Source organism: Pseudomonas sp. Pseusp88, from assembly GCF_047303955.1.
Lineage (GTDB): Bacteria > Pseudomonadota > Gammaproteobacteria > Pseudomonadales > Pseudomonadaceae > Aquipseudomonas.
On record NZ_JBGLYM010000005.1, the window covers coordinates 146,108 to 161,572 of the forward strand.

A 15,465-nucleotide genomic window follows, 5' to 3' on the forward strand; every position below is an offset into this window, starting at 1 on the left:
TACGTTTTGAAGCCATAAAGAAAACTCATAAAGGCAGCCCGCGAACTGCCGTGAGCGATTTAACGCTTCACGTCCGGGAGGGTGAGATCTGTGTATTTGTCGGGCCTAGTGGGTGTGGCAAAACCACCATTTTGCGAATGATCAACAGGCTGGATACCCAGGACAGTGGCCGCATCTTTGTCAACGGCGTGGCAACCGATGAGCTTGACGTCGTTACGTTACGCCGTGGCATTGGGTTCATGATGCAGAGCGCGGCCTTATTTCCCCACCAGACGGTTGCCGAAAATATTGGCGCAGTACCGCGACTCCTGGGCTGGAGCAAACATAAAATCCGCCAGCGCGTGAGCGAGCTCATCTCCCTGGTTGGGCTTCAGCCAGAATTTCTTCAGCGCTACCCTAATCAGCTGTCGGGCGGGCAGCAAAGTCGTGTCGCTCTGGCGAGGGCGTTGGCCTCGGACCCGCCGGTTGTATTGATGGACGAACCCTTTGCCGCGCTTGATCCGGTGATACGTGAGCGACTGCAGGATGAACTGGTTGCGCTTCAGAGACGTTTGCATAAAACCATTATTTTGGTGACCCATGATATGGAGGAGGCCATCAAGATTGGCGATCGGATTGCCATCTTCGAGGGCGAAGGAAGGCTTGCTCAGTTCGATACACCTCACACAATCCTTGCCCATCCTGCCAGCGAGTTTGTGAAGAACTTTATCGGCAAAGATCCGCTATTAAAAAGGCTTTCGTTGATGAAGGTTTCTGATCTTCCGGCGGATGAGGTCAGTTGTGAGTTCAAACTGCTGCTGGATGACAAGTCCAACCCGTTGAAGTGGGTCAGTGAATCAGACGTGCCTGTTCCGGAACTGACAACGGTGTCGAGTAACGACTCGCTGCATCACGCACTGGTTAAAATTCTGACGGCGCCGATTGGTGTGGTTGTTCGCGTAGACGAGGCGGGCGGTTACGAAGGTTGCCTCTCGATTGCCAGCCTTCACAGCGCGCTCAATGAGCGTCGCTTCGGAAATGCGCAATGATTGACTGGTCCTGGATCGTTGAAAACTGGCAGCAGATTGGCCAGCTATTATTTGATCATATTCAGTTGGTGACCCTGGGCTTGTGCATAGGCGTGCTGTTAGCGGGCGCAATGGTGCTCTTGACGTTGTGGCAGCCGGGTTTGGCGCGGCCTATGATTTATGTCTGCGGCATACTCTTTACCATTCCGTCCCTGGCACTGTTTATTTTGATAATGCCTTTTACCGGGTTATCCAAGACCACGGCGGTCATTGGTTTGAGCCTGTATTCCTTGCTTATCGTGCTACAGAATACCTTGGCGGGGCTTGCGAGTAACCCTGCGGACGTATTGGAGGAAGCCCGTGCGCTCGGGTATACGCGCATGCAGAGATTCCTCGGGGTTGAACTTCCACTGGCGCTGCCTGCGTTACTGGCGGGCATGCGAACAACCTCGGTAACTTTGGTGGGGCTGGTGACGGTGACTGCCTTGATTGGCCAAGGTGGACTGGGCCAGCTGTTCATTACCGGGCTGGCTCAAAGTTTCACTACACCTGTGGCAGTCAGCCTGGTTCTGACCGTGATGTTGGCGTTATGTTTTGATTTTCTGTTTTATTCAATCAATAAATGGCTGGTGCCTTGGGTGCGCTGATGAACATGATCGCGGGTGTCTACCTTTGGTTTTCTCTTCCTGATAATTGGTTGGGTGAAAACGGAATACTGACTCGGCTGGCAGAGCATATTTATTATGTGTCTTTGAGTCTGCTTATTGCTTGCGTAATAGCGATGCCGCTTGGCGTACTTTTGGCTAACTACCGCAAAGGCGCGCAGGTGGCGATAGCGCTGTTCAATATTGGGCGAGCATTACCCTCTCTGGGTATTGTGATACTTGCAATCATGCTTATTGGCTATGAAACCAGCACGGTGATTATCGCATTGGTGACCATGAGCATACCGCCGATATTAACCAATACCTATGTTGGAATCGATCAGGTGGATTCATCTCTGAAGCAGGCTGCAAGATCGATGGGCATGCGCAGAGGGCAGATGTTTTTTCAGCTCGAGTTACCGCTGGCTTTTGCGCTGATCTTTTCAGGGCTCCGATCAGCCCTGGTGCAACTTATCGCAACAGCCACCATCGCCGCATATGCAGGCTTCGGTGGGCTAGGCAGGTTTCTTATTGATGGACTGGGCCGAAATGATACGCCGCAAATTATTGGCGGCGCACTGATGGTGTCGGCACTGGCGATTGTCAGTGAGTGGGTTTGTTCAATGATAGAAACATTCATGGTTAGAAAATGGCGTGCGGGGAAAATCGAACTAAGCGCTGCATGACATGAGGCATTTGAAAGTGTGTATTAACTCTGCAGAGGTGCAAACCCACATGAAAAACAAACAACGTTCGAAGGCTCGCTCAGCGCACTCGGTTTCATTGTTGCTGGGGTTAGGCTTGGTGGTTGGCAGCACGTTTGCCAGTGCTCAGTCCATCACCATTGGAGGGGCCAATTTTTCCGAGCAGACGATTCTCGCGAACATCTACGCGTCAGCCTTGAAAAATCAAGGGATAGACGTCAAGACCCGACTCAATCTGGGCAACCGCCAGATCATCGCCCAGGCCCTGGAAAACGGCGATATAGACGTCGTACCCGAATACCTGGGGTCACTGTTGAGTTTCTATGACGACAAGACCGCCCTAACCACCCAAAAGGAGATCCTCAGCGCTTTGCAACAGAAGTTGCCGGCGGACCTCCAGCTGATTGAGCCTTCGTCCGCGGGCTCCATTACCGCTTGGGCCGTCACCAAAAAAACTGCAGAAAAGTACAACTTGCGCACCTTGTCCGACCTGGCCCCTGTCGCGGGTGATTTCACCCTGGGCGGGCCTCCTGAAGTTGCCACGGCTGCGCTAGGCCTGCCCGGATTGAAGGCGGTCTACGGCATCAACTTCAAGAGCGTCAAGTCGCTGGACATGGGCGGCCCCTTGTCGCGGCTGGCGTTGAACTCCGGCGCTATCGACGTGGCCACGGTGGTCTCCACGCAAGGCATTCTGGCGAAAGAGCCTTGGGTTGTCCTCGAGGATGACAAGCACCAACAGCCCCTGCAAAACATCACACCACTGGGGCGTAAGGCGTTGCTAACCCCGGAAGTCACCCAGGTGCTCAACGAGGTCTCTGCAAAACTGACCGATGGCGACCTCAAGCACCTCAATCGCCTTGTTGACATCGATCATAAGGATCCCGCGAAAGTCGCGGCGCAGTGGGTTGCCGAACATACCGTCAAGACGGCTCAGTGAAAATGAATGCGACCTTGGTAAGGTCGCGGAGGCGTTATGTCGAATAAAAGTATGATTTTGAATTTGTTCTTTTTTAACCCCCAGGGGGATCATCGTTTTTCCTGGCGTCACCCGTTGTCACCGACCAAGGAGATATTGACGCTGAGTTACTACGTAAAACTGGTGCAGGCGGCCGAGGCGGCAAAATTTGATGCGGTTTTTGTCGCGGATCACGTCGCAGTCTGGGACTCCGTGGCCAGCGGGTTGAGGCACTATGCTAACGCCCGCCTTGAACCGATTACGCTGTTGTCCGCATTGGCTGCGGTTACCGAGCACATCGGGCTGATGGGCACGGCTTCAACCTCCTATAACGAGCCCTTCAACCTCGCGCGATATTTTGCTTCGCTGGACTACCTCAGCGCTGGGCGAGCCAGCTGGAATATCGTGACTTCCTGGCTGGAAGAAGAGGCTTCGAATTTCGGATTGTCAGGCGTGGCGAAACACGGCGATCGTTATCTGCGGGCCGAGGAATTCATCCATGTCGTCAAGCAACTTTGGGACTCCTGGGAGGAGGGGGCGCTTGAGTTTGACAAGAACACCGGCGACTTTGCCGATCCATCGAAAATTCACCCGATCAATCACAAAGGTGCACATTTCAGCGTACGTGGGCCGCTTAACGTGCCGCGTCCACCTCAGGGCCACCCGGTCCTTGCCCAGGCGGGGTCCTCTGAAGCGGGCAAGAATCTGGCCGCCGCCCATGCGGACGTGCACTTCTGTTTTATCAATTCAGTAGAAGAGGGGCTGGCGTACAGGGCGGATTTGAATCGCCGACTCGAGCTGAAGGGCAGGCATTCCAGTGATCTGAAAATCATCACCGGCGTACTTCCGGTGGTGCTTGAGGATGAGACTGAGGAGGAGCGACGTCGGCAACTTGAGGACAGCCTCATTATCGATGCCGTGGCGATTGATCTGGTCTCCAGCTACACCCGTCTGGACTTGACAGGGCTATCGCCGGACAGCCCATTGCCGGCATTGCCGGATGAGTCTGAGTTTGATGGCATTCGAACTGAGCTGGCGTTGCTCAAGAAGTACGACACCTCCCTGTCCATTCGCGAAATAGGACGCCGGTTGGTCAAGAGCTCCAGTACCTGGCTACTGATTGGAACGGCGGAGCATATTGCCGACAAGCTTTCAGCGTTATACGAGTCGAATGCCGTCGATGGCTACAATCTCATGTTTCCTTTTTTGCCCTCTGACTTTGAATCATTCACCCGTGGCGTGGTGCCTCTGCTGCAAGCCAGAGGGGTGTTCCGCCAGGAATATGAACCCGGGACACTAAGGGACCGCTTGGGCTTGAAGACGCCGGCCAACCGCTTTTCGCTGTGATAAGCGTCAATTACAACCTTGCGAGAGGGTTTCATATGAGCAGCGATCTATCCATGTACCTCGCTCCCGCCAGGGTTTTACAGGCGCAGAACCCTTGGCTTGAGCGCATCCTGGAGATTCTGGGCGAGTGCCGCTTGGCTGGGGATTCCAACTCTGGAATGAACTTGTTTCGCCACACGCTGGCCGGGATCAGCGACCGCGGTTTTTTCTCAGAGGTTACTTTTACCGGATCACACCGGGAGAGCATGCGAAGGCTGAAAGAGGGCGAGGGGGATTTGGCTTCCATCGACAGCGTCACCTACGACTATCTTGCAAGAGATAACAGTGACGTGGTCGAAGTCCTCCGGATCCTGGGGCGAAGTGTGCGCAGTCCCTGCTTGCCTTACATCACCGCGATGGGGCAAACGGTTGCGGATGCAGATTCAATCAGGAAAGCAATGAACGGTTTCCCGTAACCTCGCGATCAAGGAAGTCCTGCGGGCCAGTGAGGCCGACTATGAGTGTCTTCTGGAATATGAGCGCAGTGCGGTCAATCGCGGCTTTTTGTTCGTGTCGTCCCGAGCGGCGTTGTCTCTGGACCGGCTCCTCAAGCGAGCTGGCACCTGAACCGCCCCAGCAGTGTGCCAGGACCGCCGCTTGGAGCGAATACAGTCGTAATAGCCCAAGCCGGCCAACTCGGCCGGTCGCTGAGCCTGCGTTGGTTCGACATCCATGATCGCGCCATGCTCGGTATCGATCAGATGGTTCAATGCCATGGCTCAGCTAAATCTCGTCGCCCCCTTAGGCCAGCGGCGGATAGTCGGTATAGCCCTCTTCCGAACCACTGTAAAAAGTGGAGGTATCCGCAGTGGCCAGCGGCGCGTCGAGGAAGAAGCGTTCCGGCAGATCAGGGTTGCTGATGAACAGCGTGCCAAATGTGACTGCATCGGCCAGACCGGTTTGCAGGGCCTGTTCCGCAGACTTCTGATCGTAACCAACATTCAACAGGAAAATCCCTGAGAACCGCTTGCGAGCGCCGGGTGCCAAGGGTTTCACGCCTTCCGGCAGGGTCGCCGGCTCCATGAAATGCAGAATTCCAACATTTTTCTTTTCCAGCGCTTCTACCGCGTACATGTAGGTCTGCTCGAGATTGGAGTCGCCCATGTCATTGTACGGAATGCGTGGCGACAGTCTGACCGAGGTACGGGCTGGTCCGAAGACCTTGATTGCCGCGTCAGTGGCTTCAAGCAGGAACCGCGCCCGCTTCTCAATCGTTCCGCCATACTCGTCGGTGCGTTTGTTTGAGCCGTCTTCTAGAAACTGCGCGGGCAGGTAACCATTGGCACCGTGCACCTCTACACCGTCAAAACCCGCATCTTTCGCGGCCTGTGCAGCTTTTTCGTAGTCTGCAATGGTGGATTTGATTTCATCAATGGTCATTTCGCGTGGGGTCACCGAGGGCTTGATGCCTTCTGGCGTGAACGCCTGGCTATTGAAGGGAACTGACGATGGCGCAACCGGAAGTTCTCCACCGTGAAAATCAGGATGAGACGCTCTCCCGGTGTGCCAGAGCTGGGCGAAAATGAGACCACCGGCTTCATGAACTGCCTGGGTTACCGTCTTCCAGCCCGCAATCTGTTCAGGGGTATAGATTCCGGGGGTATTCGTCCAGCCGACAGCCTGGGCGCTGATCTGGGTGCCTTCGGTAAAAATAAGGCCGGCCGATGCGCGCTGTGCGTAATACGTCGCAGTCAATTTATTGGCCACCTGATCCTTGGATCGACCTCTTGTCATCGGCGCCATGAACACCCGATTCTTGAAAGTGAGTTCTTCGTTGCTCAAGGGGGTTAGAAGCTTAGAATTTTGCATATTTTCCTCAGAATAAATTTCATTGAATGTCCCCCGCGCTTAACGATTTCTCGAGTGTGGCTTGACCAGAGAAATGCTTGCTGTCGGTTGCTCGATTGGCTGGCGGCAACCCGCCGGCAAGAGTCGCGAACGAAGGGCCGATTCCCTCAAGTGAGGACAGTTGACAAGGTATCAATAATAAACCTAGCGTCAATTAGGCACTGTTCGTAGACCTAGTAGGTTTGGGGATACCTAAGCCAAGGAAATAATCGGCGGAGCATGGGCTCTCAAATCGTCGACAAACGCTGGCTGATGAACGAAGAGCACGTTGTCGGCGAGTTTCCGCTCACAGTGGCCTCGCAGGAAAATCATCCACGCAAGCGCAAAAAAATCAGCTGATAGGTAATTTCCCTTGGTTCCTTAGGTGCAACGCAATCAATGTGCGGTGCACAGCGTTGAAGTCACGAATGAAGCGATGTGATCGGCTGTTAGAAGATGTTGCCCAAGGGTTTAAGCTAATTCCTAAAAAGTATTTATTTATAGTTTTTAAGATCGTTTAGCTTTATGTCGACAGGAAGTGCTGCGCTTCAAGCGGGGTGCTTTTTTTTGCGTCAGGCTAAGCATGTTCACGTGATGGCCTGGGGCTTAGCCAATTGCCGGAGCTGCTGTGACAATCATTCAAACCTCTTTGGCGACTGCCCGCATCGATGCTCCTCAAGGATTTGCGCACCCTGGCGGCGATCCCGCAGAAGACGGTGATGTGATGCTGGAGCTGCGAAATGTCACCAAGGCTTATTTGCGCAAAGATTCATCGATTCTGCCCGCCGTCAGCGATGTCAGCTTGAAGGTGCGCCGCGGTGAAGTTCTGTGCCTGATGGGGACTTCCGGGAGCGGCAAGTCTACGTTGCTGCGGCATATCAACCGCTTGATCGAGCCTACGAGTGGCGAAGTACTGATTGAAGGCCAAGCCATCAGTGGGTTGAATCCCAAGGCGTTGCGTACCTTGCGGTCGCGACGTGTCGGCATGGTGTTTCAACATTTTGGCCTGCTACCTCATCGCACGGTGCTGGATAACGTCGCGTTGCCGTTGGAATTACGCGGCGTACCCGAGCCGATTCGTCATGCGGCAGCCACATCGCAGTTACAAGCGGTAGGGCTGGACGGATGGGGTGAACATTACCCCCATGAACTTTCCGGTGGCATGCAGCAACGTATCGGTTTGGCACGAGCGCTGGTGACGGAGCCCGACATTTTGCTAATGGACGAGCCGTTCAGTGCGCTGGACCCGACCATCCGCCGCGACCTGCAAAGTCATTTCCTGGCTCTGGTTCGCGAGCGTGGAATCAGTACCTTGCTGGTTACCCATGATCCGGCCGAAGCTATACGTCTGGCTGACCGAATTGCCGTGCTGCGCAATGGCCGGCTGGTACAGGTGGGCACACCAGAACAGTTGCTTGAATATCCCGCTGACGCTGAAGTGGCGGACTTCTTTCGCGAATGCAGCCCAACGCCCTCCCTATTGCGCAGTGCCGACAGTGTCAGTTTTGCTGTGCCCGGTCGGCAACCGCGTGAGCAGTCCATCACCTCCGGTTTGCGCGGTTGGCAAGTGCTTCTGCTCGGACCAGCAGCCTTGGCGGCCCGAGGGAAGGACGGTTTATTCTGGCTGACGTTTGCCAGTGAATTAGGGGCAGTGGCCACTCTGGGTCAGGGCATTGCCAATTCTTCGTGGCTGGCGATATTAGTGGCAGTGGCTGTGATTGCTGCCAGCCGACTCACTGCACTCTCTCTCAGTCGTCAACCCTTGCGGCAAAACGCATTGGGTTGGGTGCTGCCGCTGGCAGTGCTAATGGTCAGTCACGCCTTGGTGATTTGGCGAGTCATAACGCCAGACACCGGCAATGCACTGCTGCAGTTTCCGGCGAATCGACAAGCCCTGCTGCTGGCCGCGGAAAGTATCGACCAATTTATTGGCTGGTCGCAAGTGACGTTAGAAGGGGCATTTGTCGGTGTGATTGTTGCCGTTCGAACGGTCATCGAAGGCATCGAAAACATACTGGGCTGGCTGCCCTGGTCCGTCTGCGCGTTGGCGCTGGTGTTGTTGGCCTGGCGTTCGGCTGGCCTGGGGTTGGCGCTGACTAGCAGCGCTGCATTGTTGTATATCGGATTGTTCGGCTTTTGGGAGCGAACCATTGCCACCCTGGCGCTGGTTGGCTCGTCGGTACTGATCGCCCTCATCATTGGCGTGCCCAGCGGAATTTTGCTGGCGAAGCGTCCGCTGGTGCGGAAGGTGATCACGCCTTTGCTGGATGTCATGCAGACGCTGCCGACATTTGTTTACCTGATACCTGCCGTGGCGTTCTTCTCCGTCGGCAAGACGCCTGCCGTGATCGCAACGGTGATATTCGCGCTGGCTCCAATGATCCGCCTGACGTCGCTGGGTATACAGGAAGTGCCAAAAGATGCCGTAGAGGCGGCAGTCGCACACGGGGCCAGCCCATGGCAAACCCTGCTCAAGGTACAGCTACCGCTCGCTCGTCGCTCGCTATTGCTAGGGATCAACCAAACCATCGTCATGAGTTTGTCGATGGTCGTCGTGGCCGCCCTGATTGGTGCCGGCGGCCTGGGTTATGACGTGATGACGGCGCTGCGCAATATCAAAGGCGGCGAGGGCATGCTTGCCGGAGTGGCCATCGTCCTGTGCGCGCTGATCCCTGACCGAATCATTCAATCGAGCTTGCGCAAGCAATATCACCTGCACAACTAATAACTGTGAGACTTATCGTGAAGACACATCTGTCGCGTACCTTGGGTGCGGCCGCCTTGCTGGCGTCCTTGATTCTCCCGGCAACCGTATTCGCCAAAGACAAAATTGTCATTGGTGAGCAGAACTGGACGGGGGCTATCGCCATCCAACACATCCTCGGGGAAGTGATCAAAAGCCGATTGGATGGCGACGTGTCGTATCTGGCTGGAGATGTCCCGGTGTTGTTCAGTGCCGCCGCAAAGGGCGATGGCTCGGTCGATGTACTGACCGACATCTGGCTACCAAACCAGTCGGCAGCCTGGGCCAGATACGTCACTGGCGGCACCCGGTCATTGGTCCCGAACGTCACCCCTTATGCGGGCGAACAAGGCTTTTATATTCCGGGGTATCTGCAAGACAAGTACGGGGTCAAATCCATCTACGATCTTAAAAAACCTGAAGTCGCCAAGCTTTTCGAACCGCTGGGTGGCGGCAAGGCTCAGTTGCTGGTAGGTCCTGCAGGCTGGGAGTCAACCTACATTGGCCAGATCAAGGCTAAGGATTACGGATTTGCCGATAAATTCGAGGCGGTGTCCACCGAGGCGTCCGTGACTTACGCCAAACTGTCAGCCGCATACAAGGCACAACGCGGCGTCGTGTTTTATGCCTATACCCCGGACTGGATTTTCTCAGCCTTTGACCTGCGTCGCCTGGAAGAGCCTGCGTTCGACGGTTATGCCCAGGACAACAAAAAGGACGACCCGCTTTACAAGGCCGATGGCTGCTGGAAATTCATCAGTCCGACAGTCGATCCGGATTGGCTGAACAAGAGCCAGATTACCTGCGCATTCCCGGATGCCAAGGTCCATGTCCTGGCCTCGATTGCGTTGCAGAGCCGGGCACCGAAAATTGCTGAGTTCCTGCGCAACGTCGCCATTGACCCTGCGCAGCTCAACGGGCTGATCCTGAAGATCGAGAAGGAAAAAATCCCAGCTGACGTCGCCGCCAAGGAATGGGTCCAGGCGAACAGCGCCACGGTTGATCAGTGGCTCGCCGCGTCGGCGCCGAAAGTGAGTTCAAGCCAATGAACCATGCTTCCTTGCGCCTGCTCGATGGCGGCATGGGCCGCGAATTGCAGCGTATCGGGGCGCCGTTTCGTCAGCCTGAATGGTCAGCGCTCGCGTTGATCGACGCACCTGATTATGTGCTTCAGGCGCATCAGGCGTTCATTGCGGCGGGTGCCCGAATCATCACCACCAACAGTTATGCGGTAGTGCCTTTTCATATTGGCGATGTGCGCTTTGCCGACCAGGGACGATCATTGGCCGAGCGCGCGGGACAGCTCGCGCGTCAAGCCGCATCTGCCTGCACCGAACTCGTCACGGTGGCCGCCTCGCTGCCGCCAGCCTTGGGCTCCTATCGACCGGATCTGTTCGATCACCAGCGCTCGGTGGCGATCCATCGAGCGTTGATCGCCGGGCTACAGGCGCATGTAGATGTCTGGTTGGCGGAAACCCAAAGTTCCATTGCAGAAGTCCGGGCCGTCGTCGAGGCTCTGGACGCGGACCCCAAGCCGCTTTGGGTGTCGTTTACGCTCCTTGATGAAGCCAGCGGGCAACCACGGCTGCGCTCCACTGAGGCGGTTGCCGATGCGGTACGGGTAGCGGCTGAGTTGGGAGCAAAAGCGGTCCTGTTCAATTGCAGTCAGCCGGAAGTCATGGCCGCGGCACTGGCCGAAGCTCGGCATGTCATTCAGGACCTTGGCCAAAACATTGAGCTGGGGGTTTACGCCAACGCATTTCCTCCCGTCAGCACAGAGGCCAAGGCTAATAGCACGTTGCTGGAGATTCGTCGCGATCTGGGCCCTGAGTCTTACCTCCAGTGGTCCAGAGCCTGGGTTGCGGCAGGCGCCAGTATCGTTGGCGGCTGCTGCGGTATTGGGCCAGAACATATCGCGAAATTACACCTGCATTTATTACCGCGCGCAGAGGTTGCTGGAACATGAATGATCTTCAATATTTTTCAACTCTGCCCGGTAGGCCCGGTTAGCGCTTGTGGCGAAACAGCGGCTAGATGCGTCGGGGCAGTGGGGGCAGCCCGTAGTCACGGTAATTGCGCCGTTGGTCAAGTTTCAACGAGCGGATGAAGAACAGCAACGTCATCTGGAAAAGCATGGTGGTAGCAGCTGTTCCATTTGAAGGCTTTTGAATTGATTGGAGTACTTGGTTTTGAAAATTACGGCGCTTCTACCTGTTGGCATGGCGATACTGGCGACCTGCTCAACGGCTTTCGCTGGGCCCACGCTGGATCGGGTGACGAAGAAAGGGGAATTGACTGGCGTGTTGATGGAAAACTATCCGCCATTCTCTTTTTTGAATGAGCAAAACCAACTGGACGGTTTTGATGTGGATGTGGCGAAGGCCGTCGCGCAACGGCTTGGGGTGAAACTCAAATTGGAGACACCGTCCTGGGATGTGATCGCTGCTGGCCGTTGGAGTGGACGTTATGACATCTGCGTCTGCTCGATGACTCCCAGCAAGGCCCGCGCCGAAGTGTTCGATTTCCCCGTCGAGTATTACCAGTCACCAGCGGTCATCGTGGTGAATGCCAAGGACAACGACATTACGGCAGGCAAAGACTTGTCCGGAAAAAAAGTTGGCGTGATCAGTGCGTCGACTTACGAAGCTTACTTGAACAAAAATCTTGTGATCGAGGGCGCCGAGGACAAGCCTTTGAGTTATCCATTCGATAATGTTCAAGTCGCGCCTTACGACAACGAAACAGTGGCTTTTCAGGATTTGGCACTGGGTACGGGCGTGCGTCTTGATGCCATGGTTACCAACCTCATCACTGCCCGCGACCGTATTGCTCAGGATCCTCGCTTCAAAATTGCCGGCGACACGCTCTATGCCGAACCGAACGTAGTGGCGATTGAAAAGGGCGATCCGCAATGGAATGCCAAAGTCACCGAGGTCATCACGCAGCTTAAGACTGACGGTACGCTTAGCAAGATTTCGCAGAAGTGGATCGGCTCTGATATCAGCCAATGACAGACCTCACCCCACACTCGGCCAAGGCGGTTGTCAGACCCGAAACCGAGCCACGTCGATTGAGCCAGCTCTTTGGCTTTCGCACTCGATTGTATTTAACGTGGTTAGGGTTGCTCGGATTGTGCGTCATGTTTTTCATGAGTTTTGATCTGAAATTCTCGATCATTCTGGAGAAATGGCCGAATCTGGTCGGCCTGCATCTAGGGCCCAACGGTTTCCTGCAAGGCGCTGCGCTGACATTGTTTCTGTGCTTCTGTTCGATCTGGTTGTCATTGCTCCTAGGCTTCGTGACAGCACTTGCGCGTCTGTCACGCAGCGCAGTGGCTTTTGGTATCGCCAGTTTTTATGCGTCTTTTTTTCGCGGTACTCCGTTGCTAATCCAGATCCTGCTGATCTATTTGGGGTTGCCGCAGCTGGGTGTTGTGCCTGGCGCTATCAGCGCCGGAATCATTGCGCTCTCGCTCAATTATGGTGCCTATCTCAGTGAGATCTTTCGCGCTGGCATCCTGGCTGTGGCTTCCGGTCAGCGTCAAGCAGCGATGGCTCTGGGCCTTAGGCCGACGGCGACCTTTATGCACATTATTTTGCCGCAAGCCATGCGCACGATCATTCCCCCGACAACCAGTCAGTTCATTTCAATGCTCAAGGACTCATCGCTGATTTCGGTGATGGGAGTCTGGGAGGTGATGTTCCTGGCGCAGTCCTATGGCCGCTCGTCTTATCGCTACATCGAAATGCTCACTACCGCAGCCGTCATCTATTGGTTGTTGTCCATCGGGCTTGAATTGATACAGCACCGACTTGAACGCCACTACGGCAAAGGTTTCAAGAATCAGCGGTGATCCGCCCTGTTTAATGACTTATTTGCAGGAACTACGATGTCCGATCCAAAACCTCTTTTATTTGCGCTCTATGAACAAGCCAGTGTGGGCTGTGGCGGCGCGCCAAGCCTTTGGACGCACCCGGCTGACGAACGATTGGCCATCAATTCTCTGGGTTATTGGTCGAACCTGGCGCGCATTGCCGACCAGGCTCACCTCGACATGCTTTTTTTTGGTGATGTCCTGGGCTTCTACGACGTGTTCGGTGGCAACGCCGATGCGGCGATAAAGTGGGCAGTGGAAGCACCGGCCAATGACCCGCTGATGATCATTCCGGCATTGGCAGCCGTGACGGAAAACCTGGCCTTTGGCGTCACGGTGACTACCAGCTACGAACATCCTTTTACCCATGCCCGACGCTTCAGCACGCTGGATCACCTTACCAATGGCAGGGTGGGCTGGAACATCGTCACCTCATACCTGTCCAGCGCCGCCCGCAACTTCGGTCTTGAGCAGATGATCAAGCACGATGATCGCTACGAGCGTGCTGAAGAATTTCTCAATGTGGTCTACAAACTCTGGGAAGGCAGTTGGGCCAACGACGCTGTGGTCGCGGACAAGACTCGCCAGCTCTACGCGCGGGGTGATCGTGTGCGACCAATCAACCATGTTGGCGAACACTACCGGGTAGCCGGACCGCACCTGACCTCTCCATCGCCCCAGCGCACACCCTTATTGATCCAGGCGGGCTGGTCAGGGCGTGGCCGGGAGTTCGCGGCCAAGCACGCTGAACTGATCTTCATTGCGAAATCCAACCCACTGGAAATTCGTCAAGGGCTTGAAGAAATCTGGGCCCAAGCCCATTCGCGTGGCCGTCAGCCTGAGGACGTGAAGTCTCTAACGGTGCTGCGTATTGTCACGGCCAAAACTGAAATCGAAGCTCAGCGCAAATATGATGAGCTGCAAAGCAACTATCACTTGCAGGCACAATTGGTGAGCTACGCCGGTGACACTGGTATCGATATCAGCCGCTATGCCGACAGTGATGCGCTGTCTACTCACACAGAAGGCATGACTTCCTATGTGATGCGTCCTGATGGCAGTGGCAAACCCTTGACCGCCGGTGACGTGAAACAGCGCTTTGCCAATGTAACTCGAGGAAGCGACCTTATCCTTGTGGGTACCCCGCAACAAGTGGCCGAACGCATTGAGGAACACGCACGTATTTCTGGCACCAGCGGCTACATGCTTAATCCCCTGATCAGCCCTGGCAGTATTGAAGACTTCGTCGAGCTGGTCATCCCGGAATTGCAAAAGCGTGGCCTATACCGCACCAAACCACAAAGCGGTACCTTCCGTTCGCGGTTAAGAGCGGATGGTTCAAGTCATTTACCCGCTTCGGCTTATGGCGCCTCGTTCCGTTTCGACACGGGTCTCCAGGAAGGGGTGAAGGCCGCTCCGCAGTGATAAGCGAGCAGTGTGAACAATGAGTTGATTTAAGTTGGCCCTGGCTTCAGGTTGGATGAATGATGCCAACGAAGCCTTCTGCGCCCACACAATGCCCCAGCAACTCCTCCAGTAGTTGGTAAGCATCCGCCCAGCACACCTTGCGTGATTGCGCTTTGATGCCAGGATGCGAGAGTGACAACCTGTACAGGGTGGCGGGGTGGCAGGGTGGTATTCGGACAGGTGCTGATCAGGCAGGTAGAATGATCAGCCCTGAACTCAAAGGACTGATTGCATGATTACCTGTCACGTCAAATACGTCATCGATCCTTACCAGCTCGCTGCATTCGAACGCTATTCGCGCCAGTGGATCTGTCTGGTGACCCGTCTGGGAGGCGAGCACCACGGCTACTTTCTGCCCGCCGAGGGTGCCAACAACATCGCCTATTGCTTGTTCAGTTTTGCTACTCTCGCGGATTACGAACGGTATCGCGACCAGGCTGCGCAGGATGAGGAGTGTGTGCGCCTGGTGGAAGAGGCGACGGCGTTGAAGTTTATCGTGAGCTACGAAAGAAGTTTTCTTCGCCCCATGCTTGGGTGAGGAATTGGCCGCCCTCATCAGCTTCCCGGCATGCAAGCTGCTTCGGTCAGTCAGAACCCACGGCTAGTGGCAGCAGGCAGTAAATCGTATGCGTCCAGTGACGTCACCTACCCAGCCCGGTTTTCAGTCACAGGACTGCTAAGTAAGCGTGCAGCCAAGTCACCTTGCGTGCTTTCACCAGATACGGGTCGTTGGGAACCGATGAAGATGCAGGTCCGTCGAAGCGACCATGCGGTGCTGCCGGAGCACCCATTCTCAGCGGTATCTTCCAGACTGGCTTGACATATATCGGCGCATGCTTGCCCTGCATGCGCCGCCGT

The 15,465-nt window shown here is 55.3% G+C and carries 14 protein-coding genes; 13 read left to right on the forward strand and 1 reads right to left on the reverse strand.

The window, feature by feature from the left end; genetic code table 11:
* Positions 1-50: 50 nt before the first annotated feature.
* From ACCD02_RS08940 to ACCD02_RS08965, 6 genes are read left to right on the forward strand one after another with little or no spacing between them, the layout of a single operon-like run.
* Positions 51-1,028 (forward strand): ABC transporter ATP-binding protein, encoded by a 978-nt coding sequence (locus ACCD02_RS08940; protein ID WP_413300502.1) that lies wholly within the window; start codon positions 51-53, stop codon positions 1,026-1,028.
* Positions 1,025-1,654 carry an ABC transporter permease gene (locus ACCD02_RS08945; protein WP_413300504.1) on the forward strand — a complete coding sequence of 210 codons (630 nt, stop codon included), beginning with the start codon at positions 1,025-1,027 and terminating at the stop codon, positions 1,652-1,654. The genes ACCD02_RS08940 and ACCD02_RS08945 overlap by 4 nt, the downstream gene beginning before the upstream one ends.
* The gene (locus tag ACCD02_RS08950) at positions 1,654-2,337 is read left to right on the forward strand and encodes an ABC transporter permease (protein ID WP_413300506.1); all 684 of its coding nucleotides are present in this window, start codon (positions 1,654-1,656) and stop codon (positions 2,335-2,337) included. The genes ACCD02_RS08945 and ACCD02_RS08950 overlap by 1 nt, the downstream gene beginning before the upstream one ends.
* A gap of 49 nt (positions 2,338-2,386) precedes the next feature.
* Positions 2,387-3,292 (forward strand): ABC transporter substrate-binding protein, encoded by a 906-nt coding sequence (locus tag ACCD02_RS08955; protein ID WP_413300508.1) that lies wholly within the window; start codon positions 2,387-2,389, stop codon positions 3,290-3,292.
* Positions 3,293-3,328: 36 nt separating this feature from the next.
* Entirely contained in the window at positions 3,329-4,657 is a 1,329-nt protein-coding gene (locus ACCD02_RS08960) for an LLM class flavin-dependent oxidoreductase (protein WP_413300510.1), read from the forward strand.
* Between the two features lie 35 nt (positions 4,658-4,692).
* Entirely contained in the window at positions 4,693-5,112 is a 420-nt protein-coding gene (locus ACCD02_RS08965; protein WP_413300512.1) for a PhnD/SsuA/transferrin family substrate-binding protein, read from the forward strand.
* A 325-nt stretch (positions 5,113-5,437) separates the two neighbouring features.
* On the opposite strand, the gene ACCD02_RS08970 is transcribed toward ACCD02_RS08965, so the two are convergent.
* Positions 5,438-6,505 (reverse strand): alkene reductase, encoded by a 1,068-nt coding sequence (locus ACCD02_RS08970; RefSeq protein ID WP_413300514.1) that lies wholly within the window; start codon positions 6,503-6,505, stop codon positions 5,438-5,440.
* 742 nt (positions 6,506-7,247) lie between these two features.
* Between ACCD02_RS08970 and ACCD02_RS08975 the strand changes: the two genes are divergently transcribed.
* From ACCD02_RS08975 to ACCD02_RS09005, 7 genes are all read left to right on the forward strand, one after another.
* Positions 7,248-9,248, forward strand: coding sequence for an ATP-binding cassette domain-containing protein (locus ACCD02_RS08975; protein ID WP_413300832.1), 2,001 nt, complete (start codon positions 7,248-7,250; stop codon positions 9,246-9,248).
* 17 nt (positions 9,249-9,265) lie between these two features.
* Positions 9,266-10,315, forward strand: a complete 1,050-nt coding sequence (locus tag ACCD02_RS08980) for a glycine betaine ABC transporter substrate-binding protein (protein WP_413300516.1) — start codon at positions 9,266-9,268, stop codon at positions 10,313-10,315.
* Positions 10,312-11,232 carry a homocysteine S-methyltransferase family protein gene (locus ACCD02_RS08985; protein WP_413300518.1) on the forward strand — a complete coding sequence of 307 codons (921 nt, stop codon included), beginning with the start codon at positions 10,312-10,314 and terminating at the stop codon, positions 11,230-11,232. Before ACCD02_RS08980 ends, ACCD02_RS08985 begins: the two co-directional genes overlap by 4 nt.
* Before the next feature lie 253 nt (positions 11,233-11,485).
* Positions 11,486-12,277: an ABC transporter substrate-binding protein gene (locus tag ACCD02_RS08990; RefSeq protein WP_413300834.1), complete on the forward strand. Its 792-nt coding sequence runs from the start codon at positions 11,486-11,488 to the stop codon at positions 12,275-12,277.
* Positions 12,274-13,119 carry an amino acid ABC transporter permease gene (locus ACCD02_RS08995; RefSeq protein WP_413300520.1) on the forward strand — a complete coding sequence of 282 codons (846 nt, stop codon included), beginning with the start codon at positions 12,274-12,276 and terminating at the stop codon, positions 13,117-13,119. Before ACCD02_RS08990 ends, ACCD02_RS08995 begins: the two co-directional genes overlap by 4 nt.
* Positions 13,120-13,155: 36 nt before the next feature.
* Positions 13,156-14,565: an LLM class flavin-dependent oxidoreductase gene (locus ACCD02_RS09000; RefSeq protein ID WP_413300522.1), complete on the forward strand. Its 1,410-nt coding sequence runs from the start codon at positions 13,156-13,158 to the stop codon at positions 14,563-14,565.
* 274 nt (positions 14,566-14,839) lie between these two features.
* Complete coding sequence (locus tag ACCD02_RS09005; protein ID WP_413300524.1) at positions 14,840-15,145, forward strand: NIPSNAP family protein; 306 nt, start codon at positions 14,840-14,842, stop codon at positions 15,143-15,145.
* Positions 15,146-15,465: the final 320 nt, after the last annotated feature.

What these genes read in the sequence shown, in the direction of transcription:
- ACCD02_RS08945 (WP_413300504.1), top strand. Translation starts at nt 1,025, where the DNA reads ATGATTGACTGGTCCTGGATCGTTGAAAACTGGCAGCAGATTGGCCAG.
- ACCD02_RS08950 (WP_413300506.1), top strand. Translation starts at nt 1,654, where the DNA reads ATGAACATGATCGCGGGTGTCTACCTTTGGTTTTCTCTTCCTGATAAT.
- ACCD02_RS08955 (WP_413300508.1), top strand. Translation starts at nt 2,387, where the DNA reads ATGAAAAACAAACAACGTTCGAAGGCTCGCTCAGCGCACTCGGTTTCA.
- ACCD02_RS08960 (WP_413300510.1), top strand. Translation starts at nt 3,329, where the DNA reads ATGTCGAATAAAAGTATGATTTTGAATTTGTTCTTTTTTAACCCCCAG.
- ACCD02_RS08965 (WP_413300512.1), top strand. Translation starts at nt 4,693, where the DNA reads ATGAGCAGCGATCTATCCATGTACCTCGCTCCCGCCAGGGTTTTACAG.
- ACCD02_RS08970 (WP_413300514.1), bottom strand. Translation starts at nt 6,505, where the DNA reads ATGCAAAATTCTAAGCTTCTAACCCCCTTGAGCAACGAAGAACTCACT.
- ACCD02_RS08975 (WP_413300832.1), top strand. Translation starts at nt 7,248, where the DNA reads ATGCTGGAGCTGCGAAATGTCACCAAGGCTTATTTGCGCAAAGATTCA.
- ACCD02_RS08985 (WP_413300518.1), top strand. Translation starts at nt 10,312, where the DNA reads ATGAACCATGCTTCCTTGCGCCTGCTCGATGGCGGCATGGGCCGCGAA.
- ACCD02_RS08990 (WP_413300834.1), top strand. Translation starts at nt 11,486, where the DNA reads ATGGCGATACTGGCGACCTGCTCAACGGCTTTCGCTGGGCCCACGCTG.
- ACCD02_RS08995 (WP_413300520.1), top strand. Translation starts at nt 12,274, where the DNA reads ATGACAGACCTCACCCCACACTCGGCCAAGGCGGTTGTCAGACCCGAA.
- ACCD02_RS09000 (WP_413300522.1), top strand. Translation starts at nt 13,156, where the DNA reads ATGTCCGATCCAAAACCTCTTTTATTTGCGCTCTATGAACAAGCCAGT.
- ACCD02_RS09005 (WP_413300524.1), top strand. Translation starts at nt 14,840, where the DNA reads ATGATTACCTGTCACGTCAAATACGTCATCGATCCTTACCAGCTCGCT.